Source organism: Mesorhizobium sp. M0830 (genome assembly GCF_040319965.1).
Classification (GTDB): Bacteria; Pseudomonadota; Alphaproteobacteria; order Rhizobiales; family Rhizobiaceae; genus Mesorhizobium.
In genome coordinates this window covers 109,963-136,122 of record NZ_JAMYOR010000011.1, presented here as the reverse complement: position 1 = coordinate 136,122, position 26,160 = coordinate 109,963, and the positions used below count along the sequence as shown (strand labels likewise).

The following is a 26,160-nucleotide window of genomic DNA, read 5'->3' as shown; positions in this document are numbered from 1 at the left end:
TGGCGCCGCCTCGTGCGCGACTACGAGCAGCGCATCGACGTCTCGCAAGCCATGATCCTTGTCGCAATGGGTGGCAATCTCATCCACCGAAACGCTCATCCGTGAATTTCAAAACGGACTCTCAGATGCCTGTCTCGACTTTCTTGAGGTCGCCGAACGACTCGAACCCCCGCGCTTCGAAACCAGCCGGTCGGCCTCGGCGAGCGCTACAGCTGCGAAACCAGCGCCGCCATCCCGATGCAGTGGCAGCGCTTCGGCCCCTATATCGGCAACATTCCGGGCGAGACAGGCGACGTCGCCTATGGCGTCTGCGTCAACGGCGACGATTCCGGCAATTTCGACTACATCGCCGGCGTCGAGGTGTCGGACTTTTCCAACGTGCCGAAGGAATTCAGCCGGGTGCGGGTGCCGGCACAGAAATATGCGGTGTTCGCCCATCGCGAGCACATCTCGACCATCCGCCGTACGGTCAACACGATCTGGAACAAATGGCTGCCGGCGTCCGGCCATGAGATATCGGATGCGCCGGAATTCGAACGCTACGGCCCCGAATTCGATCCGCGCAGCGGCAATGGCGGGCTGGAGATATGGATACCGGTGAGGGCGTAGCCGATCACGCCATCGGCAGCGCCGGCCAGCGATCGATTATCCTGCCGCCGGAGAACACCGCGATCGACCCGAACTGCTGCAGCACGGCCTCGCTCTGCGTCGGGCGCAGGAAGGCGTGGTCGCCGGGCCTTGGGGTAGCGTCAGCCGGCAAGCCCATGAATTGCTGATTGGAGGACAGGCCGAGCAGGCCGTTCGTCTGCATGCCTTCGGGGAACGCCGGCTCGGCCATCCACTTGCCGCCATAGAGATAGCAGCCCTTGCGCGGAAACCGGCCGAGTGCCTGTAGCAGGCGGGTGACGGCCAGCGGGCCGGGCAGCATCGGCTCGACGACTTTCAGGATCGGCGTCGCGATGAAGGCACCCGGTTGGAAGCCCTCAAGGCCGGGCGTGGCGAAATCGCTGGGCAGCACGAAGGCCGAGCCCATCGACACTTCATTGGCGACGCTGCCATGATGGAGCAGTGCGGTCTTGCTGCCGCCGATATTCAAGATGCGGCGCTGGTCGGCGCCGAGACAAGCGACGAACGCCGTGGCCTGCGCCGACGCCTTTGCCAACGCTTTCACCGGCCCGCCGAACAGGCCGGGAATGTGCGGCGCGTGCGCCTCGTAGGCCATGACGCCTTCGCAACGCAGGCGTTTGTGGGATGGCAGTGCGCTCAGTGCCTGCGACAACGCCTCCGGGCTGGCAAAGCCACCGCGATGCAATCCGACATCGATCTCGAAAGCGATGCGCAGCTCTGCGCCTAACTCGGTAGCGAGTGCGCCATATTCCGCCAGTCGGTCCTGCGTATCGATCAGCCAGCAGACACGCGTCCAGTCGGCCTCGCCGTTCGTCAGCGCCGCCCTTGCCGCGCCGACCGGCATCGGCTTACCGTACAGCAGATCGGCATCGGGAAACGCCTTCAGCACGGCCTCGCTGATCGGCGGATGGAAGGTCATGACGTGATTGGTGTCAAGCGCCTTGGCGATATGGGCGAGCAGAGGCAGGCAGGCGAGCGACTTGTCGACCAACCGCACGGCAAGGCCGGGGTCAAGCCGCTCTTTCACCAGCGCGATGTTCCGGTCCAGTCGGCCGACATCCAGCACCAGACAGGGCTGCAAGATGCCGGCTTCCTTCAGTGCTTCCGACAGGGCGGAAAAATAGGCGCTCATCGTTCGCTGCCAGAAGGACCGGGCTCGATGCCGAACAGGCCGGCCATGTAGGGCGAGACCAGGCGGTTTTGCGGATCGATATCGCGGCGCACCGCCATGGCGTCGTCCCAGCGCGGGTAGAGCTTTTTCAGCTCCGCCGCCTTCAGGCTGTGCATCTTGCCCCAATGCGGCCTGCCGCCATATCTGCGGAATATCGGCTCGGCCGCCCGCATGAACGGCAGCGGATCGTTTGCCGCGTCATGGTGGATGGCGATCGAGCAGGTCGGCCTCCTGTAGAATGGCGACAGCCAGAATTCGTCGGGTGCAACGGTGCGCACCTCCATCGGAAAATAAACCTCCGGAAAATGCTTCTCCGTCAGCTCGATGATTCGGGCCAACGCCTTCGGGCCCGCCTCGAAAGGCAAATGATATTCCATCTCGTTGAACTTGGTCTGGCGGTCGCTGGCATAGACGTTGAGCCAGTCCTGCACGTAGTCCTCGGCCGGGAATTTGGCGACCGCCGAACGGATCAGGCGGCCGCGTAGCGACGGCAGCCAGGCGAGCGCGGTGCGCAGCCGGCGCAGCGTCCTCAACCCGGCCTCATCCGCCTCCGGCGGTCGCAGGGTCGGTGCTACGTCGCTGAGATCGCTGGCGATGAACTGGGCGTAACCGGAAAACGGAATGTAGTAGAATTCGGCCGAGCGATGCGCGGCCATCATCGTCTCGAACTCGCGCAGCATCTCAGTGATCGGCAGCACCCATTTGCGGCGGCGCAGCCTGTAGGTCGCGATGTTGTTGAGCGTTACTTCGGTCAGCACACCGAAGGCTCCGAGCGCGACGCCGATGGCATGGATCGTCTCCTGGTCCCCTGCCCGCTTGAAGTCGCGCAGCTTGCCAAGCCCGTCGACAATCTGCACCGTCTCCAGCTGCGTGTGATAGGCACCGAGCGTCGGCCCCGAGCCGTGCGTGGCTGTGCCCAGCGCGCCGCCGATCGCCTGGCGGTCGATGTCGCCCATGTTGGGCAGACCCTGGCCGATGCCTTGCAGGATGTGCATCAGCGGGCCGAGCCGGGTTCCTGCCCGCACCCGCGCCTGATGTTTTTCGGCGTCGTGCGAGACCAGCCCTTCCAGTCTCTCCAAGGACAGGATGGTGCCCTCGGATTTCACCAGCGGGGTGAAGGAATGACCGGCGCCGACGACGCGGACCGGGCCAGGTGCGGCACGAATGAGATCACCCAGTTCGCCGGCATCGGCGGGACTGGCGATCAACCGCGGTTCGGCGGTGACAAAGCCCGACCAGTTGCTCCAGCTGTTCGACATGGCGCTCCCCGCTCAGGCGACCGCGCGGCGACGCCGCGACAGCAGGATGAACAGACCAAGCAGAAGCACGCTGGCCACAGCGCTGGCGGCGGCGAATTCCGGCACCGGCCGGAAATCCTTGCCGTCGATGAGCAGAGACGCGGCGATCGGCCCGATCGCCAGGCCAAAAAGCTGGGCTGCCGGCACCAGGAGCACGACGGTGCGCGTCTCGTCGGCGGTGATCGCCAGCCGGATCTGGTAAGGCACGATGAACAAAAGAATGAAGCCCATGACCAGAGCGGCGACCCAGAATGTGATGAGGTCAGGTCCGCTGGCAAGAACCAGCGAGCTGACAAGCGCCACGATACCGATCGTCGCAACGGCAAGGCGATAATCGATGCGCGCCTCGAAGACGGTTGCCGTCATTGCACCCAGGACCTGAGCCGCGAGGCTGGCAGAGACAATCAGGCCGACGGTGCGGCCATCGATGCCGTATTGCGCGCCAAGCGGCTCCAGGAAGGCCCAGACCGCGCCGAAGAACATGAAGTAGCAGAACACCGACAGCAGCGCGGTGAGCGAAGGAACCGTCAGCACATTGGCCAGATTCTCGTCCTTGGGCAGATCGGCATAGTCGCCAGGGACGGTGAAGGCGACCGCCAGCGACGCGACGCAGACGACGGCAAGAACGATGAAGCCTCCGGCCGATCCGGCGGCCGGGATGACATAGAGCGCCAGCAACAGGGCAGTCGCGCATTGCGCCAGCGTCTGCATGGTGACGAAATAGCCGCCGATGCGCTCGGCGCGCCGCGAGCGGGCGATCAACTCGGTGGCGACCGCCACCAGACCGCCCTCGGCAAGGCCGGCCAGCGCGCGGGCAGCGATCAGCGTGTTGGCGGTTGCGGCATAGGCCGTCCACACATTGGCCAGCGCCAGCAGCAGCAAAAGAACGGCACTTTTCCAGCGCATGTTGTGCGCTGAGAGCAGCATCGCCACGACAGCCGAACCGACGGCAATGGCGATCATCTCGGCGGTCGCGACCAGCGCCAGTTCATCGCCGCTGACATGGCCCTCGATATAGAGAGCGCCGAGCAGCACGGGCTGCAGCCCGAGGATGAGCAAACCGACCGAGCCAACCCACAGTGCCGACGCAAGCTGTGCGCTGGTCGGATTGCCGACCAGCCAGTCGTCATTGTCTGCGTGGCCGGTATTTGTCGAAGCCAAAGGCGCCTCCCAATGTGCTTGCCGTGCGGTAAAAAAACTGACAACCTGTCAGCATTCTGGAAACTGATATTTGATCATATTTTTTGTCAACCGGAATCTGAAAAGCCCGTGCGAAAGATCGGTGCATGACGGAAGTGACGAAAACAGCCACCGAGCCCAGGCGCAGACCCAAGCAGGAGCGCAGCCGCGAGCGCATCGACGCGATCCTGTCGACGACCATGCGACTGATCGGCGAAAAGGGCATCGATGCCGTCACCATGAAGGAAGTCGGTCTGCTGGCGGGCGGGCCGATTGCCACCGTCTACCACTACTTTCCCAATAAATCGGCGATCCTGGCGATGCTCTACGAACGGTTTTCAGAGGTCAGCCGTACGCGGCTGACGGCGATCATCGCCGATGTCCGCGAGGCGAAGGACGTGATCGTGGCCGCCGACCGGCTGCTTGACGACTATCTCAGCCGCGTCGCCAGCGATCCGGCCATCCAGGATCTGCAGAACGCCATCCAGGCCGACAAGGCGCTCAAGAACCTAGACATCGCCGAAACCCGACATCAGGCCAGGATGTTCTGCGACCATGTCGCCGCCTTGATCGAGCCGGAGAAGCGCGAGCAGTTCGAACGCATGGTTCTGCTGATCTTCCAGCTCGCCGGTGGCGTGGTGCGCCTGGCGCTTGCCGAGGGCGACGCGGAAAGCCGCCGCACGATCGAGGATTATCGTTCGATCATCCACACCCAGCTGCGGCTGTTTCTGTAACCCTCAATCCGTAGAAAAATTTCACGCTCCAGGTCAGCGCTACGCGCCTTGACTCCGGCGAGCCGCCAGCCTATTTCAGCGCCACGTTAGCACTCGCCATTGGTGAGTGCTAACTCATATGTCCGGCGTCGCCGGACGGAGGAACTGTTTCTCACCGTTCTCATCGAGGAAGAAAAAATGGCAAAGTCGAAGTTCCGCCCGCTTCATGACCGCGTGGTCGTTCGTCGGGTCGAATCCGAATCCAAGACCGCTGGCGGGATCATCATCCCCGACACGGCAAAGGAAAAGCCGCAGGAAGGCGAGATCATCGCCGTCGGCTCCGGCGCTCGTGACGAAGCTGGCAAGCTGGTTCCGCTGGATGTCAAGACCGGCGACCGCATCCTGTTCGGCAAGTGGTCGGGCACGGAAGTCAAGCTCAATGGCGAAGACCTTCTGATCATGAAGGAATCCGACATCATGGGCATCATCGGCTGATATCAGGCCTTTTCATCAACTGAATTCCCGGGCTCAATCTAAAGCCCCTGCCAGGAGCTAAAAATGGCTGCCAAAGACGTAAAATTTTCCCGTGATGCCCGCGAGCGCATGCTTCGCGGCGTCAACATCCTCGCCGACGCGGTGAAGGTCACGCTCGGCCCCAAGGGCCGCAACGTCGTCATCGACAAGTCGTTCGGCGCGCCGCGCATCACCAAGGACGGCGTCACCGTCGCCAAGGAAATCGAGCTTGAAGACAAGTTCGAGAACATGGGCGCGCAGATGGTCCGCGAAGTTGCTTCGAAGACCAACGACATCGCCGGCGACGGCACCACGACGGCGACCGTTCTGGCGCAGTCGATCGTCCAGGAAGGCCACAAGGCGGTTGCCGCCGGCATGAACCCGATGGATTTGAAGCGCGGCATCGACCTGGCCGTGACCGAAGTCGTCGGCGCGCTCGGCAAGGCTGCCAAGAAGATCAAGACCTCCGAGGAAGTTGCCCAGGTCGGCACGATCTCGGCCAATGGCGACGAGTCGGTCGGCAAGATGATCGCGGAAGCGATGCAGAAGGTCGGCAACGAAGGCGTCATCACGGTCGAGGAAGCCAAGACCGCCGAGACCGAACTCGAAGTCGTCGAAGGCATGCAGTTCGACCGCGGTTACCTCTCGCCCTACTTCGTCACCAACGCCGACAAGATGGTTGCCGAGCTCGAGGACGTCTACATCCTCCTGCACGAGAAGAAGCTCTCCAACCTCCAGGCGATGCTGCCGGTTCTCGAAGCCGTCGTGCAGACCTCGAAGCCGCTGCTCATCATCTCGGAAGACGTCGAAGGCGAGGCTCTGGCCACGCTGGTCGTCAACAAGCTGCGTGGCGGCCTGAAGATCGCCGCCGTCAAGGCGCCGGGCTTCGGTGATCGCCGCAAGGCCATGCTGGAAGACATCGCCATCCTCACCGGTGGCCAGGTCATCTCGGAAGACCTCGGCATCAAGATCGAGAACGTCGGCCTCAACATGCTCGGCCGCGCCAAGAAGGTGTCGATCTCCAAGGAGAACACCACCATCGTCGACGGCGCCGGCAAGAAGGCCGAGATCCAGGGCCGCGTTGCCCAGATCAAGCAGCAGATCGAAGAGACCACTTCGGATTACGACAAGGAGAAGCTGCAGGAACGTCTCGCGAAGCTCGCGGGCGGCGTTGCGGTGATCCGCGTCGGCGGTGCGACGGAAGTCGAAGTCAAGGAAAAGAAGGACCGCGTCGATGACGCCCTCAACGCGACCCGCGCGGCCGTCGAAGAAGGCATCGTTGCTGGTGGTGGCGTAGCCCTGCTGCGCGCTTCGGCCAACATCAAGGCCACCGGCGTCAATGCCGACCAGGCCGCCGGCATCAACATCGTTCGTCGTGCTCTGCAGGCTCCGGCCCGCCAGATCGCGGCCAACGCCGGTGCGGAAGCATCGATCGTTGCCGGCAAGATCCTTGAGAACAAGGGCGCGACCTTCGGCTACAACGCCCAGACCGGCGAATATGGCGACATGATCGCCATGGGTATCGTCGATCCGGTCAAGGTTGTTCGTACCGCTCTCCAGGACGCGGCCTCGGTCGCCGGCCTGCTGGTCACCACCGAAGCCATGATCGCGGAGGCTCCGAAGAAGGAGTCGGCTGGCGGCGGCATGCCTGGCGGCATGGGCGGCGGCGGCATGGGCGGCATGGGCGGCATGGATTTCTAATCCAAACCAATCTCGCTAGACTTACAGAAAGGGCGCCGAAAGGCGCCCTTTTTGTTTGGCGCAGATCTCGATCGCCGCGCCTAATCGGTCCTCAGACGGCGGCATCCGCGCGCTGCCGTACCTCGCCGGCAAGCACTGCGGCTTCGATCAGCGCCGCGACCTCGTCGGGGCCAGCTACGCCGGCAAGGCCGCCTGTATCGAACTGTGGCCGGCGATCTCGACCGGACTCAGCACGCGATCCGCCAGCGCCAGCTTGGCGCCGAAGGTGTGGCGCACCAGGTCAGCGCCATGGGTCGGCAGACCTTAATCATATTGACGCACGAGAACGCCCGACCACAGCCATATGAGTTAGTCCTAAACTATTTCAATCTATGCTAGAACCGGACGCGACCGCCATTCGACGATCGAGAAGAACCATGAGGGAGGACTCGTGCTATGAGCATTAGAACCGCCTGCTTTGGAGCACTCGCATTGGCTGTCTTCAGCGGCACGGCATTTGCCGGGGCGCTCGACTCGCCCAAGATGATGGAACCGTTCTTCACCGATTCGAGCATGAAGACGATGAAATCCGACAAAGAAATGAAGGCCGCTTGGGCAGCGATGTCCAAGGACGATCAGGCCATGATGATGAAGGAATGCCAAGACGCTGCGATGAGCAAACCACACGCGCCGTTCTGCGAAAAATTGAAGGCTCTCGGCGGCGCCAACAAGTGATTGCCCGGAGTTGAAGACTAGATGAAGGCGAGCCTGGGCTCGCCTTCTGACTATCTGGCAGGGATTTTGCGCAGAGACGCCAGGACCCGCGAACCGGTTTCTACCGGTCGGCCAGCGCCAGCTTTGCGCCGAGCATGACGAAGGCGCCTGCGAAGGTTCGGCGCATCCAGGTCAGCACCATTGGCCGCGACACGACATGGCTGCGGATCGAGGCAGCGAAGATGCCGTAGCCGACAAAGACCACGAAGGTCAAAAGCATGAAGACGGAGCTGAGCTCCAGCATCTTCGACAACGCGTTGGGCTCGGTGGTGCTGACGAATTGCGGCAGGAAGGCGAAGAAGAAGATCGACAGTTTCGGATTGAGCACGTTGACGAGGATGCCGGTAGCAATCACCTTGCGGGCCGAGCGCGGCGTCACATCCTGTTCGACGCTCAGGCCACCCTTTTCCTTCAACGTGTTCCAGGCCATGTAGAGCAGGTAGGCGACGCCAAGATATTTCAGCGTCTCGAAGGCGACGGCACTGGTGTGCAGCAGCGCCGCAAGGCCGGTGATGGCAGCCGCCATATGCGGAATGATGCCGAGCGTGCACCCGAAGGCGGCGATGATCGAGGCCCGCGCGCCACGCGAGAGGCCGGCGCTCAGCGTGTAGAGAACGCCGGTGCCGGGCGAAGCCACGACGATCAGCGACGTCAACAGAAATTCGATGCTCATGAAATCCTCCGCTGCCCTGCCCGGCGCGGAAGGTATCGGGACGGACAATGGCGCACAAGCGGCGGTGAGCTTAATCTCCCCCTTTGTGGAGTAGATTAGCAGCTACACCGGCAATCCGTGCGCCCGGCGCGCCATCAGGCAATCGTCGTCACCAGGCATGCAGGCGCGGCAGACGTCCGGGCGGAGTTCATAGATGCCGCATGCGGTCGACTTGCCGATCTCGCCGCACAGGGCAGAGCAGCGCACGCCCTCGCAGCGCATGCCGGACAAATTGGCGGCTACATATTTTTCTGGGATGCGGTCGAGCTGCGCATCATCCTCGGTGGAAAAGCGCGGCCACTGGGCCGAGTAGGAACAGCAGGCGCCGCAGCTCTGGCAGTCGAAGAGAGCAGCGGTGCTGCGCTGCGACGACAAAGGACTTGCAGCGGCCATCAGGTCGGACAGCCCTGGTGCTGCAGGATTGCGATCGGCGTCTTGCGGCAAGGGGCTATCTCTTCTTGCCCGTCATTTCTTCTTGCCTGTCTTGCGCGACGACGCTTCGGCCGGCGACTTGAACAGATCGGTCGCGGTCTCGGCAGCTTCGCCGGCTTTCGGCGCGGCAACCGGCCTGGCCGGTTTTGCGGCGGCAGCCGGTGTTGCAGGCTGGTCCTTGGTGGAGAATTTTATGGCCATGTCAGTCCTCGTCGACGAAGCGCGATGTTGGTGCACGTGGATTGCGCAGGCGGCCGATCAACGCCGAAACCGCCGTGATGTTCATTTCCTCGGGCGACCAGTTTCTGACTTCCGCGATGTGGTGCACTGCCAGCTCGCGATGCGTGCTGCCGCTGTAGGCGGCGTCCTGATGGGTCACGCGCTCATGGGTCTTGGCGTCTTCACGGACATATTCGATCAGGTAGTTCGGGCATTCGGCGCGACCGCGCACGCCGACCCGCACCTGGGCATCGCCATGAGCGCGTTTGCAGCGCTCCAGCTTTTCCAGCACCCGGCGCACATATTCGACGGGCTTGTTGAGGCCATCGACCACGTCAGCGATGGTCGAATCGGCAGCGATCAGTTTCGGAGGCACGCGCTTGGTAGCCATCAGCGTCTTCCGGTTCGCTTCGGCAAAGCGGCGAGCGCCGCGGCGGCGGCCAACTCATCGGCCTCCTTCTCCAGGCGCAATTCGCGCAAGCGCGCGGTCTTGGCTTCACGCGCTTGGCTGACGGCATCGCGCTCGGAATTGATACGGTTGAGCGACATCGACTGGGTTTGCGTCTTGCTGAACAAGGACACGGCCTGTTCGGCTGTTGTCTTCGATTGAGCGGTCAAAATCTTTCTCCTGTCAGGAGCCCGTGACGATGGGGCAAGACCGGGTCTTCGGTCGGGACCATGCACGAAGCCATACGGCAGCGGATTCAATTGCTGGAGCGTCCCATAGCACGTCCAGGTCGGCGCGCGGCGCATTTTCAGCGGCAAGACGCGCAAAATGAAAAAGGCCAGGCACCGCCTGACCTTCATGAGAGCGCCGCGCAACCAAGTGACATCCAAAAGGATGCACGGGGGATGCACGGGAACGACCTTCTGATGCGCACGACATGCCGTGGAAACTCAGGTCTCCGCGGCCATGTGCTCGAATTCGCCACTCACCGGTGCCAGTACATCCGTGGTCACCGGGAGAGCTGAATTCTTTTTTCAGGCCGCCTTCAACTGGTCGGCGGACATCTTGCCCGACTTGTTGTCGCGGACCATCTCGTAGCCGAGCTTCTGGCCCTCGACGATGTCGCGCATACCGGCGCGCTCTACGGCCGAGATGTGGACAAAAACGTCGGCAGAGCCGTCGTCAGGCTGAATAAAACCAAAACCTTTGGTGGCGTTGAACCATTTAACTGTGCCGGTGCTCATGACGAACCCTTTCCATGGCAAATATTCGTTCGACGCCATGCGGATGCATGACGTCGTTTGTCCCGATTTTTGATGTGGGAAGTTCGTCAAAGGCGCGCTCGAAAGCGCGGATAACAAAAGTCAGTCAAACAAATATCGACGAATTCCTTGTAGGCTTCTTTTGGCGGCATGTCAATTTCTGGTTTTCTTCTCACCAGATTCGACGCAGACGCGCCTGGCGAGGATCCATTCGCCGGCGGCTCCGGGCACAGAAACCAAGGCGCCTGTTCCATAAAAAAAGCAGCATGCCGGGAACCAATTTCGCGCCCATGCATTTCACAGTGTCAGCAGTTTCAGAGAGAGATCTCAGGGACGCTGACACAAAGGACGCCTCCCGTACAATAAAACGTGCGAGGGGCGTTCTTGTATGATGACGGACCGGCTGGCCGGTATCGAGCGGGGCTTTCCCTCCCTCCCCGGATTTCGCTGCGAAGGCGATGTCCGGTTGCGGCGCAAATGTCGCGCCAAGATCGACGTGGATAGCGGCCGGGGCTTGGGTGGTGTTGGCTTGGATGCTCCAGGTGAGTTTGGCAACTTCACTCTGGCAGAGCGCTGGTCGACTTCCATCCCGATAGGATCTTCGCGATAGGCCCCCAACCTCGTTCTCTTACCCGCTGAACCGGCGGCTTTTTTCAGTTGAAAGACCGCCGTGATTCTGAACTCGCGGCACTCTTCAGATCAACAGCACCCAGGACCAATACGCACCGATCACCATTTGCACGGCGAACGCGGTGAACCTGAGACTAACCGCGAGTTGGGTCGTGGAGACGAGGTGGATCATCGACTGCACTATCCGTGCACCTAACAGGGTATAGGCAAGCGGATTCGTGACATCTGTTCTTGCGATAATGATGGCGACGCCTAGCAGACCTCCGAAGATTGGAAGCCCTTCAATGCAGTTGGCGTGGGCGCGGGCCAGCCTCTGCATGAAGGGGGTGAGTGCTGCGTTATCTGGCGTGAAGCCGTTTGCCGCGACTTGCCCAGAGATCACCAGGTAGGTCCGGATGACTTCCATCACGATCAGCAGGCCCAGCGCCCATGAGATGAATCCAATCAATGCATAAGCACTCGCCGACATGTGCCGTCCCCGTTGTTCGCCCTTTGGTTCATTGTAAAGGATCAAGTGGTGTTGTGCTTCTGTTGCTCCGGCTTGGTGGGGACGCTTCTGGCCCGCGGCCATCTTGGCCAAGCGATACAGATTCGATCTGCATCTTCACACCAACCTACCCTGAAATCCTCCAGAATCTGAGCCAATCCAGCGCGCCGAGAAGCGTCATCACACGCTTTGGTTGAAGTTCGACTTCGCGCGATCGTAAATGGCAACAATGGTCGCGGTGTTGAGGCGCGAGGGGTAAGGGTCCCGTTGGGCACAGATGGGTGCTGGTGAAACGCCAGTGACCGCCGGCGTGCCGGGATCTGGCGCTGTGAGTACGGATTGTGCGCAAAGCAAAGCCCTATGAGCAGGCCTTCACGATCGGGGTTTCCGTCAGCCGAGGAGGGTCGGCAATCGTTGGTTCTGCATGCTTCGAGAACCGTCCGGGCGACCAGGCGGGGAAGAAGCTCATTCGTCCGGGCCGGGTTCCGGCCATGTCTCCTTTGCCGCTTCCGCATACCAATGGCGCATCGCCGGGGTGGCAAGAACGGCGTCGACATAGGCGCGTGTATCCGGCGCAAGCGTGCCGCCGTAGGTGTCGAAGCGGGTGACGACAGGCGCATACATGGCGTCGGCCGCGGTGAAATGGCCGAACAGGAACGGGCCGCCCTTGCCGTATTGTTCCCGGCACTCGCGCCAGATCGTCTCTATGCGCTCGCGCTGTAGTTCACCTTCGGCGTCGAGCTCTTTGTGGCCCTTCGGCCGTCGCAAATTCATCGGCCAGCCATAGCGAACCTCGCGAAAACCCGAATGCATTTCGGTCGCCACCGAGCGCGCCAGGGCGCGGGCGTCGATGTCGGCCGGCCAAAGCCTTTTGTCTGGAAACAGGTCAGCCAGATATTCGAGGATGGCAAGTGTTTCCCAGACGGTCTTGCCATTGTGATTCAGGACGGGCACCTGGCCGGTCGGCGACACTTTCGCCAGATTTGCGAAGGTCTCCGACGTGCGCAGCCGCACGAAGCTCTCGTCGAACGGGATCTCCAGATGCCGCATCGCCACCCATGGCCGGAGCGACCACGAAGAGAAGCACTTGTTGCCGATGAAGAGCGTGAATTCAGCCATTTTTCTCCCCGCGCGCACGATCACCTGCAATCCGTTGGTCGGCGCTTGGTAACAGCCTAGCTCGCCGACCTTGCCTCGGGAGGCGGAAGCACGACCTGATCTGACGCCCGGGCGACGCCTGGAACCTAACCGACGCCGGCTCGTTAGCCTCCCGCGGATGAATTCCTCCGAATTCAAAACTCCCAGGAGATGCGGAAAAGGCGGCCGCGAGGGTCGCCTTCTTCATATGCTCCAACCCTTGCTGAAGGCATTGGTGAAGGCGACCTCGCCATGATCGCCGGTTGCCTCGCCCAGCACCACGTCCAAGCCGTTGCCGGTCACCCTGGCCAGCGCGAAACCGCCCATATAGGCAGCCTTCGGCTTGAACAGATCGAGCCCATCCCTGCGATAGATCAGCGGCGTGTCGTGCTGGTGGCCATGGAAAATGCCGACGACATTGTAGCCCTTGAGCGCCGCCAACAGCGCCTGCCGGTCGGCCTCGCCCCACCAGTGCGGTGCACCGGAGCCGTCATCGTCGTAGTGCCTTTTGGCGGCATCCCAGCGTTCTATGGAGAAGGTGTCCCAGCCATAGTGCTGGAACAGGATGACCGGGCGGCCATCCGCCGCATAGGTCGCCAGATCCTGCTTCAGCCATGACAGGCTGCTCTCGGCGCCGTGGCCAGTATCGCCGGCGAAACGATGCGTCTGGATCAGATGCAGGCCGCCCCAGTCCCAGGAATAGCAGTCGGTGTCGATATCATAGTCGGTGGCCGGCACCGGCGGCTTGAAGAACACGCCGGCGCGATGATTGACCTCGACATAGTCGCGCAATTCGCGCCTGTACCAGTCGACATGGTGCGGCGGCCCGTTCTGGTCGAGATCATGGTTGCCGAGCCCGACATAGACGGGCATGTGCACGCGATCGGGGCCGACGCCCTGCTGGTAGCGCTGGCTGAACTGGAGCAGTTGGGTGCCCTCGCTCGGCTGGGTGATTTGACCGCCGCCATCGTCCGTGATGTCGCCGCCGACGACGAGGCCGAGCGGCCTGCCGATGCGGCCGCCCGCCGAGCGCAGGCCACTGGCGACACCGTTGATCTCGGTGGGCCAGTCCTTGTCGGCGAGACCGTTGAGCGCCGTCACGTTGCGCAGCAGGGCCGCGTCAGTCTTTCCTTCCTGCCGGCAGTTGGGGCTCAAGCCGCTCGCCATGCGGCAGGCATGAACATCGGCGATGAACAGGAAGGTGGCGTCGATGGGCTGGATGCGTAGGCCGGTCTGGCTGAATGCCGGGCGCGACGATGCGCCGGCCGCGGCAAAACCTACGGCCTGCGCCAAAAAGCTGCGACGAGAAAACAATCCAGGCGAACGGCTATTCATCATGAGCTGAATTTCAGCATGGAGAGCGGCCGGCCGTCCAGCGCCTCTCCTTGCCGCCATTCGACATCGTGCCAAAGGCCTGCATCTCCGCCCTTCGAGAACCAGGCTGCCGAGGCGCTACGATGAAGGCGCAAGTTCCGAACGCTATGAGGCGATAAGGCCGCGGGCGCAGTAGCTAGAGCTGGCGCGCCAAGTCAACGCAGCGTGTTATCGCTTTGACATCAAAGGGTTCTTGGTCGTGGCAGCACCCGGCGACGTCGCCTGGCTGCCAGTCCGCCTTGAGATGACGACAGCGCACTCCGCTCCAGACCAGCCAAACAGTCCCGCAGCACGCTCGGATCCTGCGCCGTCTTGGCCATCGACATGGCGCCGGAATAGGTGGCGACCGCCAGCGCGGCGAAGCGCTCGGGATCTGTGCCCTCGTCCCTGCCCGCCTGCTGGTCCGCCCGCACCTTTTCCGAAATCGCCCGCCGCCAATCGGCAAAAATACCGGCAAGGGCAATCCGAAAATCGGGATCGGCGAGCGACAGCTCATGCGCCAGATTGTTGAGCGGACAGCCTCGCACGAAACCCTGCTGCTCCAGTTCCGCCGCCACCGCCTCGAACACGGCGCGCACGCCTTCGCGCACCGATGCTGCCGCCAGCACCGGCGCGATCCATGTCTGTTCCACCGCTGCCGCCACACGCTCGTCGATCACCGCCAGCGCCAGTGCCTTCTTGGTCGGGAAATGGTGATGCAGCGCGCCGCCGCTGACGCCGGCCGCCGCCATCAGGTCGCCGATGCTGGAGGCGTGATAGCCGCGCGCCTGGAACGCGTCCTCGGCCACATCGAGCACCTTCTTGCGCATGCCTTCAGGGTCGTTGATGCGTTTTCGTGGGCGCGGTTTTGATTGAACGTTCATCTCTGCTGACATTGCCGAACTCTAGCATATTGACAAAACAGGACAACCGGTCTGTTTTATAAACAGGATGATCACCCTGTTTTTGAGGAGAGTTGGATGAACATGCCCCTGAATGCCGCGCCGAAGCCATCGGTGCTCGCCTCGCCTGTCGTCGAGCTTCGGCAATACACGCTGAAGCCCGGCCAGCGCGACACGCTTATCGACATTTTTGACGGCAAGCTTATCGAGGGCCAGGAGGACGTTGGAATGACCATCATCGGCCAGTTCCGGGATCTCGATCGCCCGGATATGTTCGTCTGGATGCGCGGCTTCGATGGTATGGATGCGCGGACAAATGCTCTCGCCGCCTTTTATGACGGCCCGGTCTGGGCGGCGCACAAACATGCGGCCAACGCGACAATGATCGATTCCGACGACGTGTTGCTGCTGAAGCCCGCATGGCCGGGCGCTGGCTTTGACCTTACGGGTGCGCAACGTCCAAGCCTGGCCACCGACGAAAACTCAATTCAAAACAGGCCGCCGACTGGTCTCGTCGTCATCCAGATTCATCATCTCCAGCCCGGCGCGGAGGCTGATTTCGCCAGCCGCTTCGAGGCCGAAACAGTGCCCCTGATGACGGCGTCTGGAGCAGACCTGCTCGGTGCTTTCGTCACCGAGCATGCCGAAAACAGTTTTCCGCGCCTGCCGGTGCGGGCTGATGAAAACGTCTTCATGTCTGTCGCTGGCTTTGACAGCGCCGAGGCACATGCCCGCCACAAAGCCGCGCTCGCCGCCTCGCCGGCATGGCAGGCGCAGCTCGGTCTGACCAAACCAATTGAGACCTTGCGCCTCTTGCCGACGTCGCGTTCGCGGCTTGGGAGATGATTGAGGCGATTCGAGTGCGGCACCTGCCGGAGTGCGCTTTGCCGGAGAGCCGGCGGGGGGCCTGATCGTCGGCCGCGACACCGAAAAACTTGACGCTGCCCGCAGCCAGCATCGCGGTCTATCTCGCGAGCGATGAGGCGGCCTGGACAGTGACGGCATTTGTCGATCGACGGTGGCCATGCGGTGGGGTAATCCATCCCTGCACCAGACTAGGCGCCGGCATTTTCAGTAGCCCCGCTTTCCACAAATCCGAGTGAGGCTATCGCCTCCAGGATCTGATCGCGAACCCAGCGATGAGGTGACTCGTCGTCGTGGCGCGCGTGCCAGTACATTCTGATTTCAGGAACGGCAATGGGGAGCGGCGGTTCAAAGATGACGAGCGGCAGGGTCCTCGCCGCCCAAACGGCGAACTGCCTGGGAACCGCTGCGAGGTGGTTTCCATTTGCCACTGCCAATGCGACAGCCTGAAAGTGCGGCAGTGTCAGGCTTACGCGACGCGTTCGTCCGATTTTGCGGAGCGCCTCGTCGGTGGCGCCCGACATCGAGCCATCAATAGAACGAAGAATATGGGGCAATTCGCAGAAAAGCTCGATCGGCAAAGGCTCGCCTTCGGCAGTACCCGCCTGCCTGATCGCAGCGTTGTCTTCCGCGGCGATGATGGCGAATGGTGAATGGAACAGAGGCGTGCTTGAGACCCAGTCGGAGACCTCCAGCGGACGCTCGAGCGCTACGTCGATTTCATCCTCCTGGAGCAGCCGCGAAACGTCGCCGCGCGCGCTATCGAGAAACCTTAACGACACGCGCGGGGCGGCGCCGGCGATGCGTGCGGCCAGGGTTGGCATCAGCAGCATGGAAAAGAAATCGGCACCCATGAACGTGAAGGTTCGCTCCAGCTCCGCCGGATCGAACGCCTTCGCCGAATGGAAGACGCGTTCGATTTCGCGAAGGGCCACGCGCAACGGCTCGGCCAAGCTCTCGGCGCGCGGCGTCGGCATCATGTCATTGCCCCGCCGAACGAACAACTGATCGTTGAGGAGATGCCGCAAGCGATTGAGCGCGGCACTGACGGCAGGCTGGCTGAGGCCGATCTGCTCGCCGGCACGCGTAACGCTTCTCTCCCGCAGAAGGGCGTCGAACACCCTGACGAGATTGAGGTCGAGCGCATTCAAATTCATCGCATCAATTCGCCCCATATGATCATTCGATTTCCGCTGTGGGCATGTCCTTGGTTAGGTGGTCATCGGCACAGCAACAGAAGGATCAGACAGCCATGACAATGACCGCCCGGACGATCACAGGCAAGGAGCTCTTCTGGTTCAACAACACGCTCGTCGCGATCCACGTCTCGGCGGCCGCAGGAGAAGACGGCATCTGCGTCGTCGAGCATCGCATGCCCTATGGCGACTCTCCGCCACTGCATGTGCATCGCAGGGAAGACGAAGTTTTTCACCTCCTGGACGGGAGATTACGCTTTGAAATCGACGGCCACGAACGCATTGCAGACGCCGGCGAAACCGTCATTGCGCCGAAAGGCCTACCGCACACTTACCGGGTCGAATCTCCAAACGGTGCGCGAACCCTAACCATCACGCGCGGCTCCGACTTCGAGACGATGCTGCGTCAAGCGAGCCGTCCCGCCGAACAGCCAGAGCTGCCGCCGCAGATGGAACCGACACCGGAAATCATCGCGGTGCTGGTACAGCTCTGCGCAAAAAATGGCATCGACATTGTGGGGCCGCCGCTAGCCTGATTGGCCGTTCAGGACATTCGAGGCAAGCCGACACGCGCCTCCGCCTTTTTCCTTACGTGAGAAGGCGGAGGCGCACCTTCAACCGATTTGCATCATTGCTGCCCACAATCTCCGCTTGAAGCCGTTTGTGCAACGCGATACGCCGTTGCCGACTTCGACAAGGAGAGACCCGTGACCGCTGCAGAGACCAGAACCGAAACCGATACGTTCGGCCCGATCGAAGTCGCCGCCGACCGCTATTGGGGCGCGCAGGCGCAGCGTTCCCTTGGCAACTTCAAGATAGGCTGGGAAAAGCAGCCGGCGTCGATCGTGCGCGCACTGGGTATCGTCAAGCGGGCCGCGGCCGAGGCCAATATGGAGCTGAAGCGGCTGGATCCTTCGATCGGCAGGACGATTGTCGAGGCAGCGCAAGAGGTCATAGACGGCAAGCTCGACGACCATTTCCCGCTGGTGGTCTGGCAGACCGGCTCGGGCACGCAGTCCAACATGAACGCCAATGAGGTGATCTCCAACCGGGCGATCGAGATGCTGGGCGGCGTCATGGGCTCGAAGAAGCCGGTTCATCCCAACGACCACGTCAATATGAGCCAGTCGTCGAACGACACCTATCCGACGGCCATGCACATCGCCTGCGCCGAGCGCATCGTGCACGATTTGCTGCCGGCCCTGAAACATCTGCACAAGGCACTTGAAGCCAAGAGCAAGGCCTTCGCGCACATCATCAAGATCGGCCGCACGCACACGCAGGATGCCACCCCCCTCACGCTTGGCCAGGAATTTTCGGGCTATGCCGCGCAGGTCGCCTCTTCGATCAAACGCATCGAGCTGACGCTGCCCGGGCTGCAGGAACTGGCGCAGGGCGGCACCGCCGTCGGCACCGGCCTCAACGCGCCCGTCGGCTTTGCCGAAAAGGTAGCGGATCGCATCGCCGCCATCACCGGCATCGCCTTCGTCACCGCGCCGAACAAGTTCGAGGCGCTGGCGGCCCATGATTCCATGGTGTTCTCGCACGGCGCCATCAACGCGGCGGCGGCTGCGTTGTTCAAGATCGCCAACGACATCCGCTTCCTCGGTTCCGGCCCGCGTTCGGGCCTCGGCGAACTGTCGCTGCCGGAAAACGAACCGGGCTCGTCGATCATGCCGGGCAAGGTCAATCCGACCCAGTGCGAGGCGCTGACGCAGGTCTGCGTTCAGGTGTTCGGAAACAATGCGGCCCTCACCTTCGCCGGCAGCCAGGGCCATTTCGAGCTCAACGTCTACAACCCGCTGATGGCCTACAATTTCCTGCAGTCGGTGCAGCTGCTCTCCGACGCTTCGGTCTCCTTCACCGACAATTGCGTCGTCGGCATCGAGGCGCGGGAAGACAACATCAAGGCGGCACTCGACCGCTCACTGATGCTGGTGACGGCGCTGGCGCCGACCATCGGCTACGACAATGCGGCGAAGATCGCCAAGACCGCGCACAAGAAGGGCACCACGCTGCGCGAGGAAGCGCTCGCCACCGGGCTCGTCAGCGAAGCCGACTATGACCGGCTGGTGCGGCCGGAGGATATGACGCATCCGGGGTAGGACATTCGGGAGGGGAGAATTTACTCCTGTCGCGCCCTGACCCGAGGCGAATTTTGCGCGGGTCGTCCGATCACGGAAATGTAAGCGCTGTGAACAATGTGTCGCCAGTCTGGCGGCTTTGGTGAACAGTCCGCGTGCTCTATCTCACCGGTATCAACCCCTTTCCCGGAGAGAGTCACCATGTCCACCAACACTTCAGTCGCCGGTTCCAGCGCATCCAATGCCTCGACCACCATCCTCCTCGGCCGCGTCCTGCTTGCGGTCATCTTCCTGCTTTCAGGTTTCGGCAAGCTCACCGCCATCGCCGGTACAGCCGGCTATTTCGGCAGCCTCGGCCTGCCCTTGCCGACTGTAACGGCCATTGTCGTCGGCCTGATCGAGCTTCTCGGTGGCCTCGCCATCCTCGTCGGCTTCCAGACCCGGGCCGCGGCCTGGGTGCTCGCTGTCTTCACCGTCGCCACCGGCTTGGTTGCCCACACCGGCTGGGCCGACCAGATGCAGATGATCCAGTTTCTCAAGAACCTCGCCATCACTGGCGGCTTCCTGCTGCTGGCTTCCTCGGGTGCCGGTGCCTACTCCATCGACGCCAAGCGCGGCTGAACCAAGCCTGGCGATAGCTCAACAAAAAAGCGGCGCGGAATTTTCCGCGCCGCTTTTTCGTTGTCGGTGCAGACGTCTCAGCCGGTTGATTCCTGCTATGATCACGGCTTGGAATGGCCCTAATCGCCTGGCTCGACCGACAACGGAGGTGAACATGCCCCGCAACGCGCTGCTTCTGCTTTCCCGGCTGCTGCTCGCCGCCCTGTTCGTGCCCTCCGGTTTTCACGCGCTGAGCGACATTGCCGGCACGACAGGCTATTTCGCCGGCCTCGGCCTGCCGCTGCCGACGCTGGCCGCCTGGGGCACGGGACTGTTCGAACTCATCGCCGGATTGCTCATCCTGGTCGGCTTCCAGACCCGGATTGCGGCGCTGCTGCTCGCCGCCTTCTGCATTGCCGCCGGTTTCATCGGCCATTACGGCCAGGGTGGCGGCGACGCGATGCTCGCCTTCCTGCACCAGCAGATGCTGATGAAGGACATCGCCACATCAGGCGGCTTCCTGGCGCTTGCCATGGCCGGCGCCGGGGTATGGTCGATCGACGGGCGTGGCGCGGTTTGATTATCTTTGCTTAGACGCGCCCGAGTTGGTCGACCCCCACTCCGTCTCGGCTTCGCCGAGCCACCTCTCCCCCGATCGACGGGGTAGAGGAAGGGCGCAAGCCTATTGCCGCCAACGCTGTTCCAACGAGGCTCCCTTCCTTTCCCTCCGGAGGGGGGAAAGGTGGCGCTGCGAAGCAGCGACGGAGTGGGGGAAGCCGGCCATCAATCGCGAAGCCGCTGACAAGTGGCGCGAACGAGTTGGTCTAATATCCGCGTGGGTTAAGTCACGCTCTGGTAGGCCGTGTTCACTTCACCGACACGCTCGGGCCGCCCTCGACGGCCAACACCAGACGGCGGTTGGTGATCCTTGCCAGTTGCGCCAGGCGTCCGGCCGGCCGTTCGCCATAGAGGTCGGCCAGCGATGCCGGCAAGACCAGCGCCAGCACGCCGTTGCCGCGCTGTTCCCATTTCAGCCTGGGCATGATGCCCGGCATCGACGCCGTCAGCAGATAGACGACGCGCATCATCGCCGCCAGCACTCTTGCCCGCTCCAGATAGCGCGGCGTCGCCAGCGCCTTGATTTCAGGGGCGATGGATTCGTTGAAGATGCCGTCGTGACGGTAGGCGTTGGCCAGCGCCAGGAAGGCGCGGCCGGGATGGTCGACACCGAAGAAGGACGCGTGCGCGATGATGTTGAGCGACTGCTTGCCGCGGTATTCGGGATGCGCGCGCCAGCCGATGTCGGCGAGCAATGCCGCCGCGTGGCGATAGCGCGCCTCGTCCTCGGTCTCGTCGATGCCGAAGGCGGCAAAGGTCCTTGCTGTCCAGTCGACAAGCTCATGCGAATGGGTGACGGAGCGGGAGCGCAGGCGGGCGAGTTCCTCCGAGGCCGAAATCAAAGGATCGGCCTTCTGCTCTGCCTTGTCGAGCAGCGAATAGAGAAAGCCTTCGCGGACGCCGAGCGCCGAGACGATGATCTTCGACGGCTGCATCGCCGCCATGATTTCCTGCAGCACGATGGCGCCATAAGGCAGCAGCGAACGGCGGTTCTTGGAAACGCCTTCGATCCCCTTGACCTTCTCGATCTCGGCCTTGGCGACCTGCTTGAGGAAGTTCGACGCGCTTTCGGCTGATATCTCGTAGTGATGCATGACGCCAAGCGGATAGTTGGTCATTTCCATGTGCAGCCGGGCGAGATTTCGCCAGGTTCCGCCTACGGCGTAGAAGGGCCTGCCCCGACCGCCTTTCAACAGCTTGGCCCTCGCGAGTTCGTCACGCGCGATCTTGGCCGCCTGGGTCAGCGAGTTCTTCGCCATGTCCTGCAGGCGCAGGCCGCCCAGCGGCAGCGTTATGCCGTCACCGATCGCTTCGCCGTTGACATCGACCAGTTCGAGGCTGCCGCCACCCAGATCGCCGGCGATGCCATCGGCCGGATGGAAGCCGGAAATGACGCCAAGCGCCGAATAATAGGCTTCCTGACGGCCGCTGATCACACGAATCTCGGTCTTGAGCACATCTTCGGCGCGGTGGATGAAATCGGGACCGTTGATAGCCTCGCGGGCGGCGGCGGTGGCCAGCACATACATCTGTTCGGCGCCGGCCTGGTCGGAGAGCGCGCGAAAGCGGCGGAACTCTTCCATCGAGCGCGTCACTGCCTCGGGGTCGAGCTTGCCGGTCGAAACGATGCCTCGGCCGAGACCGGCGAGCATCTTTTCGTTGAACAGCATGGTTGGCGAGCGCGACAGCCCCTCGTAGACGACGAGACGGATCGAATTCGATCCGATGTCGATGATGGACAGCGGTCGACGGTCCTGCAACCGGCCTTGGGAATTAGACAGCATCAGCCGGACGCTGCGGCGTTCTTCTTGCGGCGCTTGAATTGCGCGATGCGCTTGGGCGCGTGCGACTTCAGCGCGTCACCCCGTCCCGACAGGCTCGGATTGGTCATGAAATATTCCTGCGCGTTGAACGGTTCCTCGCCCTCCTCCAGCACCACGCGCCGGGAAGTTCCATCAGCCAATACGTCGAAACTTTGCTGATTGTCCATGATGTTGCCAAGCATGATCTGGCCAAGGATCTGTTCATGCACAGTTGGGTTGGTGATCGGCACCATGGTTTCGACGCGGCGGTCGAGATTGCGCGGCATGAGATCCGCCGATGAGATGTAGACGATAGCCTCGTCCGACGGCAGGCCGTGACCGTTGCCGAAGCAATAGATGCGGCTGTGCTCGAGAAACCTTCCGACGATCGATTTTACACGAATGTTCTCCGAAAGCCCCGGGACCTGCGGGCGCAGGCAACAGATGCCGCGCACGACGAGGTCGATCTCGACGCCAGCGCGGCTGGCATCATAGAGCGCGTCGATGATGATCGGGTCGACGAGCGCGTTCATCTTCATCCAGATTCGCGCCGGCTTGCCTTCCACGGCATAGGCAATCTCATCGGCAACGTGCTTCAGGATGCGGCTTCTCAGCGTGAATGGCGAGATCGCCAGACGCATTTCGTCCGTCGGCTCGGCATAGCCGGTGATGAAATTGAAGAGCTGGGCGACGTCGCGTGCAATCGTCGGATCGGTGGTGAAGAAGGACAGGTCGGTGTAGATGCGCGCGGTGACCGGATGGTAGTTGCCGGTGCCGAGGTGCACATAGTTGCGCAACTTGCCGTCCTCGCGCCGCACCACCAGCGACATTTTTGCATGCGTCTTCAGTTCGAGAAACCCGAACACGACCTGCACGCCGGCACGCTCCAGGTCGCGCGCCCAGCGGATGTTGGCTTCCTCGTCGAATCGCGCCTTGAGTTCGACCAGCGCCGTGACCGATTTGCCGGCCTCGGCCGCGTCGACCAGCGCGCGTACGATCGGACTGTCATTGGAGGTGCGGTAAAGCGTCTGCTTGATCGCCACCACTTCCGGATCGGCCATCGCCTGACGCAGGAACTGCACCACCACATCGAAGGATTCATACGGATGGTGGACGACGATGTCCTTCTCGCGGATGGCGGCGAAACAGTCGCCGCCGTGCTCGCGGATACGTTCGGGAAAGCGCGGATTGTAGGGCGTGAATTTGAGATCGTCGCGGGGAACGGCGACGATCTCGGAGATCTGGCTGAGCGCCAGCGGACCGGTGAGCACGCTGATGCGGCTCGACGAGACGCCAAGCTCGCCAGCGACGAAATCGCGCAGTTCCGCCGGCATCACTATGTCGAACTCGATCCGGATCACCGAACCGCGGCGGCGCCGCTTCAGCGCCGTCTCGAACAGGCGCACGAGATCCTCGGACTCCTCCTCGACCTCGATATCGCTGTCCCGGATGATGCGGAATGTGCCTGAGCCCTTGACCTCATAGCCGGGAAAGAGCTTGCCGATATAAAGGCCGACCGCCTCTTCCAGGGGGATGAAGCGGACATGGCGCTTGCGGTCCGGCAGACGGATGAAGCGCTTGAGCGCCACCGGCAGGCGCAGCAGCGCGCTCATCTCTTCGCCGTTCTTGCGATGACGCAGTTGCAGCGCCATCGAGAAGCCGAGATTGGGGATGAACGGGAACGGGTGCGCCGGGTCGATCGACAGCGGGGTCAGCACCGGAAACACCTGCTCCTGGAAATGGTCTTCCAGCCAAATTTTCTCGTCCTTGGTGAGCGCGTCGCGGGTGATGGTCTCGATGCCCTCCTTGTTGAGCAGCACCGTGAGTGCAGACAGGCTCTTCTGCTGGTCTTCCTGCAGCCGCTCGACCTCGCGCAGCAGCTGTTCCAGCTGCTGTTCGGGGGTGCGCCCGTCAGGACTTTTCAGCACGATGCCTTCGCGCACCTGGCCGGCGAGGCCAGCGACGCGCACCATGAAGAACTCGTCGAGATTGGCGGCCGAGATCGACAGGAAACGGACACGTTCCAGCAGCGGATGATTGAGGTTCAGCGATTCTTCGAGAACGCGCCGGTTGAACTGCAGCCAGGAAAATTCGCGATTGACGAAACGATCCGGATTGCCGCCTTCCGGGCTTGCCGCCTCGACGTTGATGAATTCGCTCTGCACCGGCTTCAGTTCGTTCATATTCCGCTTTCCACACAGTCTGCCGGCTAGGGCGCCGCGCGTCCTCGAGGACGCGCAAAGGACGCTCTACCACTCCAAGGCAACGCATGATCCCTTCCGAAAACCGAAGTCGGTTTTCCGGGTCATGCGTTAACCGGCTTAACTTATCCTCTGACAGGCTTTTGCGACAGTTTCATTTCATCGAACTTGCAAAGACGCCTGTTATGATCCAGATGCAGAAGAGACTGCGTTAAGGAGACGACGATGGCAGGCGGTTCCATTCCCCATTTCCAGAACGATGCGGGCTACCCGGCTATCGACATCGGCGTCAAGGAATTCATGTGCACGGGCGCCAACCCGCCTTTCGATCACCCGCATGTGTTTCTCGACATGGGCGACGACAATGAAAAAGTCTGCCCCTATTGCTCGACGCTGTACCGCTATTCGCCCAAGCTGAAGGCGACGGAAACGCTGCCGGCCGGCTGCATCTATATCGACCAGGCTGCCTGATTCTTTCGCGACAAGCTCGATGAACGACATGCGTTCCCGGCAAATTCTCATCGCCGGGGCGGGCGTCGCCGGGCTGACCGCAGCGCTTGCTTTCGCCAAACACGGCTATTCCGTGCAGGTGTTCGAACAGGCGCAGCGCCTGGAAGCGGTAGGCGCCGGCCTCCAGCTTTCTCCCAACGCGACGCGCATCCTCGGCCAGCTTGGTGTGCTCGACCGGCTGCTGCCGGCAGCGGTGCGGCCGGAAGCCGTGGTCTTGAAGGACGCAGCGACGCTGCGCGAACTGGCACGCGTGCCGTTGGGGCAAGTCGCCGAGACGCGCTGGCAGGTGCCCTATCTCGTCGCCCACAGGGCTGATCTGCAGAGTGCACTGATGGCGCGTGCCGGCGAGATCGACGACATCAAGATCGTCACTGGCGCCCGCCTCCAAGGCATTGCCACCGGAACCCATGGCATCACCGCGACGGTCGAGATCGATGGCAGATCCATCGCGGCCGGGGGGCTCCTGCTGATCGGCGCCGATGGCGTCTGGTCCTCGGTGCGCGGGCTTGTCGATTCGGCCAAGGGTGCTGCCTCGCCAAGAAGTCGCTTTTCCGGCGAACTGGCCTGGCGCACGACCATTGCCGCGCAGAGTGCCGCAGGGCAGGCGTTCGCGGCGATCGGCGCCTCGGACTGCGTCACCACCTTCCTGCACCCGGGCTTCCATATGGTCGCCTATCCCGTCAGCGGGGGTGACGCCTTCAATCTCGTCGCCTTCACCAAGGGCGAACGCATCGCCGAAGGCTGGTCCGGCCATGCCGATCCCGGCATCCTCGCCGGCGCAGTGCGCGGCACCGCGCCGGGCCTTGCAAGACTGGTGGAAGGGGCTGGCCCGTGGCTGACCTGGCCGCTCCATACGGTCGACCAGAAGCGACCCTGGACAATGCCGGACGGCATCGCACTGATCGGCGACGCCGCACATGCGATGACGCCGTTCGCGGCGCAAGGCGCGGCCATGGCGATAGAGGATGCGGCGACGCTTGCCGGTATCATTGCCGACTCCCCTGCCGATCCGGCACAAAGCCTACAAATCTGGGAGAACCTGCGGCGGCCGCGCGTCGCCAGGGTCGCACGCCGCGGCGCCATCAACCGCCTTGCCTGGCATGCCGCGGGCCCAGTGGCGATCGCGCGCAATGTGTTCCTGAAAATCCGCTCGTCGGAAAAACTCGCGGCGGATTTGGACTGGCTCTATGGGTGGCGGGCTCAGAAGATCATTCGACGCTGAGCGTACAAGCACAATCGGTTGGTGGGA

Annotated in this window: 27 protein-coding genes and 2 pseudogenes; 13 read left to right on the top strand and 16 right to left on the bottom strand. The window is 62.4% G+C overall.

Features of this window, described 5'->3' with window-relative positions; translation table 11 throughout:
• Positions 1-105 (top strand): annotated as a pseudogene (locus NKI20_RS09725) (IS5/IS1182 family transposase); the annotation flags it as partial.
• Between the two features lie 55 nt (positions 106-160).
• A pseudogene (locus NKI20_RS09720) lies at positions 161-609 on the top strand (GyrI-like domain-containing protein); the annotation flags it as partial.
• Between the two features lie 4 nt (positions 610-613).
• On the opposite strand, the gene NKI20_RS09715 reads toward NKI20_RS09720, so the two are convergent.
• The 3 genes from NKI20_RS09715 to NKI20_RS09705 are packed head-to-tail and all read right to left on the bottom strand — an operon-like array spanning position 614 to position 4,257.
• The gene (locus NKI20_RS09715; protein WP_352830098.1) at positions 614-1,759 is read right to left on the bottom strand and encodes a DSD1 family PLP-dependent enzyme; all 1,146 of its coding nucleotides are present in this window, start codon (positions 1,757-1,759) and stop codon (positions 614-616) included.
• The gene (locus NKI20_RS09710) at positions 1,756-3,057 is read right to left on the bottom strand and encodes a D-arabinono-1,4-lactone oxidase (protein ID WP_352830096.1); all 1,302 of its coding nucleotides are present in this window, start codon (positions 3,055-3,057) and stop codon (positions 1,756-1,758) included. The genes NKI20_RS09715 and NKI20_RS09710 overlap by 4 nt, the downstream gene beginning before the upstream one ends.
• Before the next feature lie 12 nt (positions 3,058-3,069).
• Complete coding sequence (locus NKI20_RS09705) at positions 3,070-4,257, bottom strand: MFS transporter (RefSeq protein ID WP_352830094.1); 1,188 nt, start codon at positions 4,255-4,257, stop codon at positions 3,070-3,072.
• 125 nt (positions 4,258-4,382) lie between these two features.
• Here NKI20_RS09705 and NKI20_RS09700 point away from each other — a divergent pair, with 125 nt between their 5' ends.
• The 4 genes from NKI20_RS09700 (at position 4,383) to NKI20_RS09685 (ending at position 7,916) form a co-directional block, all read left to right on the top strand.
• The gene (locus NKI20_RS09700; protein ID WP_352830092.1) at positions 4,383-5,009 is read left to right on the top strand and encodes a TetR/AcrR family transcriptional regulator; all 627 of its coding nucleotides are present in this window, start codon (positions 4,383-4,385) and stop codon (positions 5,007-5,009) included.
• Between the two features lie 177 nt (positions 5,010-5,186).
• The gene (gene groES, locus NKI20_RS09695) at positions 5,187-5,483 is read left to right on the top strand and encodes a co-chaperone GroES (RefSeq protein WP_031261112.1); all 297 of its coding nucleotides are present in this window, start codon (positions 5,187-5,189) and stop codon (positions 5,481-5,483) included.
• Between the two features lie 63 nt (positions 5,484-5,546).
• Positions 5,547-7,202 carry a chaperonin GroEL gene (gene groL / locus NKI20_RS09690; protein ID WP_352830089.1) on the top strand — a complete coding sequence of 552 codons (1,656 nt, stop codon included), beginning with the start codon at positions 5,547-5,549 and terminating at the stop codon, positions 7,200-7,202.
• Positions 7,203-7,637: 435 nt separating this feature from the next.
• Positions 7,638-7,916 carry a hypothetical protein gene (locus NKI20_RS09685; protein ID WP_023761971.1) on the top strand — a complete coding sequence of 93 codons (279 nt, stop codon included), beginning with the start codon at positions 7,638-7,640 and terminating at the stop codon, positions 7,914-7,916.
• 100 nt (positions 7,917-8,016) lie between these two features.
• On the opposite strand, the gene NKI20_RS09680 is transcribed toward NKI20_RS09685, so the two are convergent.
• From NKI20_RS09680 to NKI20_RS09635, 10 genes are all read right to left on the bottom strand, one after another.
• Positions 8,017-8,628, bottom strand: a complete 612-nt coding sequence (locus NKI20_RS09680; RefSeq protein WP_352598974.1) for a LysE family translocator — start codon at positions 8,626-8,628, stop codon at positions 8,017-8,019.
• A 102-nt stretch (positions 8,629-8,730) separates the two neighbouring features.
• Positions 8,731-9,111: a YkgJ family cysteine cluster protein gene (locus tag NKI20_RS09675; protein WP_352830086.1), complete on the bottom strand. Its 381-nt coding sequence runs from the start codon at positions 9,109-9,111 to the stop codon at positions 8,731-8,733.
• A gap of 21 nt (positions 9,112-9,132) precedes the next feature.
• Complete coding sequence (locus NKI20_RS09670) at positions 9,133-9,300, bottom strand: hypothetical protein (RefSeq protein WP_352830085.1); 168 nt, start codon at positions 9,298-9,300, stop codon at positions 9,133-9,135.
• 1 nt (position 9,301) lies between these two features.
• Positions 9,302-9,709, bottom strand: coding sequence for a hypothetical protein (locus NKI20_RS09665; protein ID WP_352598978.1), 408 nt, complete (start codon positions 9,707-9,709; stop codon positions 9,302-9,304).
• Positions 9,709-9,936: a hypothetical protein gene (locus tag NKI20_RS09660; RefSeq protein WP_023761966.1), complete on the bottom strand. Its 228-nt coding sequence runs from the start codon at positions 9,934-9,936 to the stop codon at positions 9,709-9,711. The genes NKI20_RS09665 and NKI20_RS09660 overlap by 1 nt, the downstream gene beginning before the upstream one ends.
• Positions 9,937-10,299: 363 nt before the next feature.
• Positions 10,300-10,509, bottom strand: coding sequence for a cold-shock protein (locus tag NKI20_RS09655; protein ID WP_010915421.1), 210 nt, complete (start codon positions 10,507-10,509; stop codon positions 10,300-10,302).
• A 712-nt stretch (positions 10,510-11,221) separates the two neighbouring features.
• Positions 11,222-11,728, bottom strand: a complete 507-nt coding sequence (locus NKI20_RS09650; protein ID WP_245266825.1) for an MAPEG family protein — start codon at positions 11,726-11,728, stop codon at positions 11,222-11,224.
• A gap of 381 nt (positions 11,729-12,109) precedes the next feature.
• Positions 12,110-12,763 (bottom strand): glutathione S-transferase family protein, encoded by a 654-nt coding sequence (locus NKI20_RS09645; protein ID WP_352830083.1) that lies wholly within the window; start codon positions 12,761-12,763, stop codon positions 12,110-12,112.
• A 222-nt stretch (positions 12,764-12,985) separates the two neighbouring features.
• On the bottom strand, positions 12,986-14,119 hold the full coding sequence (locus NKI20_RS09640; protein ID WP_352830081.1) for a metallophosphoesterase: 1,134 nt from the start codon (positions 14,117-14,119) through the stop codon (positions 12,986-12,988).
• Positions 14,120-14,337: 218 nt separating this feature from the next.
• Positions 14,338-15,018: a TetR/AcrR family transcriptional regulator gene (locus NKI20_RS09635; RefSeq protein ID WP_352830079.1), complete on the bottom strand. Its 681-nt coding sequence runs from the start codon at positions 15,016-15,018 to the stop codon at positions 14,338-14,340.
• Between the two features lie 96 nt (positions 15,019-15,114).
• Here NKI20_RS09635 and NKI20_RS09630 point away from each other — a divergent pair, with 96 nt between their 5' ends.
• A complete protein-coding gene (locus NKI20_RS09630) occupies positions 15,115-15,882 on the top strand; it encodes an NIPSNAP family protein (protein WP_352830077.1) in 768 nt (255 codons plus the stop codon).
• A 209-nt stretch (positions 15,883-16,091) separates the two neighbouring features.
• On the opposite strand, the gene NKI20_RS09625 is transcribed toward NKI20_RS09630, so the two are convergent.
• Positions 16,092-17,057 (bottom strand): LysR family transcriptional regulator, encoded by a 966-nt coding sequence (locus NKI20_RS09625; RefSeq protein ID WP_352731319.1) that lies wholly within the window; start codon positions 17,055-17,057, stop codon positions 16,092-16,094.
• A 95-nt stretch (positions 17,058-17,152) separates the two neighbouring features.
• Here NKI20_RS09625 and NKI20_RS09620 point away from each other — a divergent pair, with 95 nt between their 5' ends.
• From NKI20_RS09620 to NKI20_RS09605, 4 genes are all read left to right on the top strand, one after another.
• Positions 17,153-17,632: a cupin domain-containing protein gene (locus NKI20_RS09620; RefSeq protein WP_023761959.1), complete on the top strand. Its 480-nt coding sequence runs from the start codon at positions 17,153-17,155 to the stop codon at positions 17,630-17,632.
• Between the two features lie 171 nt (positions 17,633-17,803).
• Complete coding sequence (fumC, locus tag NKI20_RS09615) at positions 17,804-19,201, top strand: class II fumarate hydratase (RefSeq protein WP_352830074.1); 1,398 nt, start codon at positions 17,804-17,806, stop codon at positions 19,199-19,201.
• A 180-nt stretch (positions 19,202-19,381) separates the two neighbouring features.
• Positions 19,382-19,801, top strand: coding sequence for a DoxX family protein (locus NKI20_RS09610; RefSeq protein WP_352830072.1), 420 nt, complete (start codon positions 19,382-19,384; stop codon positions 19,799-19,801).
• A 154-nt stretch (positions 19,802-19,955) separates the two neighbouring features.
• Entirely contained in the window at positions 19,956-20,360 is a 405-nt protein-coding gene (locus NKI20_RS09605) for a DoxX family protein (RefSeq protein ID WP_352598994.1), read from the top strand.
• A gap of 286 nt (positions 20,361-20,646) precedes the next feature.
• On the opposite strand, the gene ppx is transcribed toward NKI20_RS09605, so the two are convergent.
• Both ppx and NKI20_RS09595 read right to left on the bottom strand, forming a co-directional pair.
• Complete coding sequence (ppx, locus tag NKI20_RS09600) at positions 20,647-22,182, bottom strand: exopolyphosphatase (RefSeq protein ID WP_023761955.1); 1,536 nt, start codon at positions 22,180-22,182, stop codon at positions 20,647-20,649.
• Positions 22,182-24,383, bottom strand: coding sequence for an RNA degradosome polyphosphate kinase (locus NKI20_RS09595; protein WP_352830069.1), 2,202 nt, complete (start codon positions 24,381-24,383; stop codon positions 22,182-22,184). The genes ppx and NKI20_RS09595 overlap by 1 nt, the downstream gene beginning before the upstream one ends.
• A 243-nt stretch (positions 24,384-24,626) precedes the next feature.
• Here NKI20_RS09595 and NKI20_RS09590 point away from each other — a divergent pair, with 243 nt between their 5' ends.
• Both NKI20_RS09590 and NKI20_RS09585 read left to right on the top strand, forming a co-directional pair.
• Positions 24,627-24,872 (top strand): zinc-finger domain-containing protein, encoded by a 246-nt coding sequence (locus NKI20_RS09590; RefSeq protein WP_023761953.1) that lies wholly within the window; start codon positions 24,627-24,629, stop codon positions 24,870-24,872.
• A 19-nt stretch (positions 24,873-24,891) separates the two neighbouring features.
• A complete protein-coding gene (locus NKI20_RS09585) occupies positions 24,892-26,133 on the top strand; it encodes an FAD-dependent monooxygenase (protein WP_352830067.1) in 1,242 nt (413 codons plus the stop codon).
• The last annotated feature ends 27 nt before the right edge of the window (positions 26,134-26,160 follow it).